This is a genomic window from Geitlerinema sp. CS-897, from assembly GCF_028368005.1.
Classification (GTDB): Bacteria; Cyanobacteriota; Cyanobacteriia; order Cyanobacteriales; family Geitlerinemataceae; genus Baaleninema; species Baaleninema simplex.
In genome coordinates, this window is record NZ_JAQNCQ010000146.1 from 1 (window position 1) to 3,596 (window position 3,596).

The 3,596-nt window shown below is 51.9% G+C and carries 3 protein-coding genes and 1 riboswitch; of the genes, 2 read left to right on the plus strand and 1 reads right to left on the minus strand.

All coding sequences use genetic code 11. From position 1 onward, the window contains the following. The first annotated feature begins 354 nt into the window (after positions 1-354). A riboswitch (cobalamin riboswitch) is annotated at positions 355-497 on the plus strand. Positions 498-519: 22 nt separating this feature from the next. Next, positions 520-933 (plus strand): DUF1636 domain-containing protein, encoded by a 414-nt coding sequence (locus tag POG22_RS09055; protein WP_498904842.1) that lies wholly within the window; start codon positions 520-522, stop codon positions 931-933. 250 nt (positions 934-1,183) lie between these two features. On the opposite strand, the gene POG22_RS09060 is transcribed toward POG22_RS09055, so the two are convergent. Continuing rightward, positions 1,184-2,797 (minus strand): NAD(P)H-quinone oxidoreductase subunit 4, encoded by a 1,614-nt coding sequence (locus tag POG22_RS09060; protein ID WP_498904844.1) that lies wholly within the window; start codon positions 2,795-2,797, stop codon positions 1,184-1,186. A gap of 598 nt (positions 2,798-3,395) precedes the next feature. Here POG22_RS09060 and POG22_RS09065 point away from each other — a divergent pair. Next, positions 3,396-3,596, plus strand: a 201-nt coding sequence (locus POG22_RS09065) for a helix-turn-helix domain-containing protein (RefSeq protein WP_498904846.1), incomplete at its 3' end; no start/stop codon positions are given.

The following is a 3,596-nucleotide window of genomic DNA, read 5'->3' on the forward strand; positions in this document are numbered from 1 at the left end:
GCAGCACTATCTCGACTAGAACCGATTTGGTCCGCTTTTCTAGGGCTTCTCGGTCTTTGGGGATTTTCGGCAGTCGGCTCTTCATGGCTCTACGCTACTCCTCTTTTCCCGCTTGTCAAGCCCCCCCACCTGAATACTTACATCGAAACAATTTTTGTCGGGAAAATCTGTTTTTTTAATCTCCGGCTCTTCCGACCTGGGTGTGTCGGGTAAATACCTGTAGCCGACCTCTGGAAAAGGATGCAAGCAATTTGAGCGTTCTTTTTACACGTTTCAATGAAAACTATTACTCTGTAAGGATTTCAGCGATTTTTTGCCGGGTAAGATCCCAAGAGCCGCATAAACCCTAGTGATAGAATCGATAGACTGAGCGGTTTTGGCGGGGAACAGCCGTCAAACGCAAGGGGGAAAGTTCGGTGAAAGTCCGACGCTGTCCCGCAACTGTGTTGAGGTCGAAACCTCTGAGTCAGGATGCCCGCCGCTTGCAATCGACATAAACATCACATCTGCGAGGTACAGATGACGGATTTTTCGACAGCAGACCCGACGCTGTTCGTCTGCACGACCTGCGGTATCGTTTGGGAAAACGGCCGGCGCATCGGAAAAAGCGGCGGTGAAAAACTCTTCGAACGGTTGCGAGCGATCGCCGACAGTTCTCCGTTAAAAGACCGATTGTCCTTGTGTCCTGTCGAATGTATGGACGCTTGCGATCGCGGTTGTACGGTATCTCTTTCGGCTTCGGGAAAATACACCTATCTCTTCGGCGACTTAACCACCGACGACAGTGGACTCGACAGCATTTCCGCTTCCGTCTTGGAATTCGTCGATCGCTATTGCGAGTCTCCCGAAGGCTTGTTGCGTTGGTCGGAACGTCCCAAACTTCTCAAAAAACGGATTATTGCCAAAATTCCGCCCGCCATCTCACATCGCTGATTCGACTGATACTCCATCCTTTTCCGATAAGCTAGGTTTCAAGAAGTCTTCGCCACATCCCCCCTTAGCCCCCCAAAGAAGAGGGGGTTGGGGGGATAGAGGGGCTTGTCCGGCTTGGTAAAACCAGTGTTTGAAATTCGGATTCCGTACAAAGGGCGACGGGCGATCGCCCACTAAAAAATGCCTCCCTCAAGACCGAGAGAGGCAATTCTTGCATCGAGAGAAAGATTTAGGAACCGAAACCCGCGAGTTACGCGCCTTTCCCTAAGTCGGTGACACTCAACAACCCTTGAGAGTTGGCCGTTTCCGGGGCGAACAAACCGCCCGAGAACAGTTGGTTCTGTTGGCGTCGCTGTGCGAAGACCGGTAAAGCATTTCGGACTTCAGCGGCGACTTCAGTGGTTTTGACATCGTAAGTTTGCGTGGCGATTTTCGGATAGAAGCCAATTCCGATAATCGGCAGCAACAAACAAGCGGTGATGGCGATTTCCCGAGGTTTGGCGTCTAACCAAGAATCGACTTCGATTCCCGTTTCGCTACCGTAAAATACGCGGCGCAGCATCGAAAGCAGGTAAATCGGCGTCGCGATCAAGCCTACGGCTGATAGCAGTACCACCACCAATTTGAACGTGTTGCTGTAAGCGTCGCTCGAGGAGATACCGATAAATACCGTCAGTTCGCCGATGAAACCGCTCATACCGGGCAGTGCCAGCGAGGCCATCGCGCCAGCCGTGAACAGAGCAAAGGTTTTCGGCATCGTTTTCGCTAAACCGCCCATTTTCTCCATCGAAAGCGTGTGCGTGCGTTCGTAGGTGACACCGGCGAGGAAGAAGAGCATCGCCGCAATGAGTCCGTGAGACAACATTTGCAGCACAGCTCCGTTCATCCCCACGTCCGTAAAGGACGCGATACCGATGAGGACGAAGCCCATGTGAGAAATGGAGGAATAGGCGAGGCGACGCTTGAGGTTGTCTTGAGCAAAGGCTGTCAGCGCCCCGTAGACGATGTTGACGACACCTAACACGACTAAGGCCGGGGCGAAGTAGATGTGGGCGTCGGGCAACATTTCCACGTTGAGGCGGATGAGTGCGTAGCCGCCCATTTTCAGCAGCACGCCAGCCAGAATCATGGAGACGGGAGCGGACGCTTCGCCGTGGGTGTCGGGAAGCCAGGTGTGTAGGGGAAAGATGGGAAGTTTGACGCCGAAAGCGATCAGCAGCCCCGTATAGGTGAAGATTTGGAAGGCGACGGGGAAGTGCTTGGCCCCCAGTTCTGCCATGTCGAAGGTAACGGTGTCGCCGTAGAAGGCCATGGCTAGCGCGGCGACGAGGATAAAGATAGAAGCTAGTGCGGTATAGAGAATAAATTTGGTAGCTGCGTACAGACGCTTGGCGCCGCCCCAAATGGAGACGAGGAGGTACACCGGAACGAGTTCGACTTCCCACATGAGGAAGAACAGTAGCGTATCTCGTGCGGCGAACACTCCGATTTGAGCGCTCAGCAAGACGAGCATTAAACTATAAAAAAGACGAGGTTTGCGATCGACGTTCCAAGCTGCGGCGATCGCCAAGACGTTGACGAGTCCGGTGAGAACGATCAAGGGAACGGAAAGTCCGTCTACTGCCAGCGACCAGTTCAAACCGAGTTGGGGAATCCAAGATACTTGCTCGACAAGCTGGAAACTCGGGTCGTCAAAGTCGTAAAATCGTCCGAAGGCATAGAGCATTAGGGCGAAATCGACGAGTCCCACGCCCAAGGTGTACCAACGTAGCGTTTTACCACCTTTATCTGGCAAAATCGGGACGGCTGCAACCGCCACGAGGGGCAGGAGGAGGATGGCGGTGAGCCAAGGAAACTGTGTCATCGATCTAAAGTGAGCATATATACTTATGTCTTGAACCCCATTGTATGGACTCTTATGAAGTTATGCAAACTTTTTTTTCGATATATTAAAACATTATACAGAAAATAAAATTTTCTTATTGCGGGAAGACGAACGAGTACCGCAGGAGAAAGCACTTCGAGCGCTCTCCTGAAAATGTCACTTGCATCTGACATCCGTATAAATACGGAAAATCATCGTTGTCGATACCAGATTTACTGTGTAAGCTCGTAAAGAACGCTTGTTCTCAACTGGACGCCTCGAGGCTCGATCGGGGTTTCGGTTCGATCGTGTTGGTCGAAATATCCAGATATAACGGTTAAAACACGCCCCCTCCCGTTCGTGACAAACGGGCGATCGAGCGGGGGCGTTTTCTATGGCTTGCGATCGGCGAGCTGCGATCGAACAGTGATTGGAAAATCGAGGTTGAGGTTTCTACCTCGAGCTGTCTACCGAAAATTTTGGGGTTAGAGCCTCGCCCCTTCGACTTAGCTCAGGGCAAGCCTTCTAGGGCGACTTTTTGATTGCATATTTCAACAATCTTTGCTAGTCTAAAAACAGGTTATGCCGTTTTTAGGTGATGATTAACCTCACGTATCAGTACAAGCTTGCGCCCACCCAACAGCAGCAACAGACCTATGACGAATGGTTAGAGACCTCTCGTCGGGTCTGGAACTATGCTTTGGCAGAGCGCAAAGACTGGTACAAGTCGAGAGCCTGTCCCATCGACCGATGCTCTCTTCGAGGTGAGTACATTATTCCCCCCGACGCGCCCCGACCC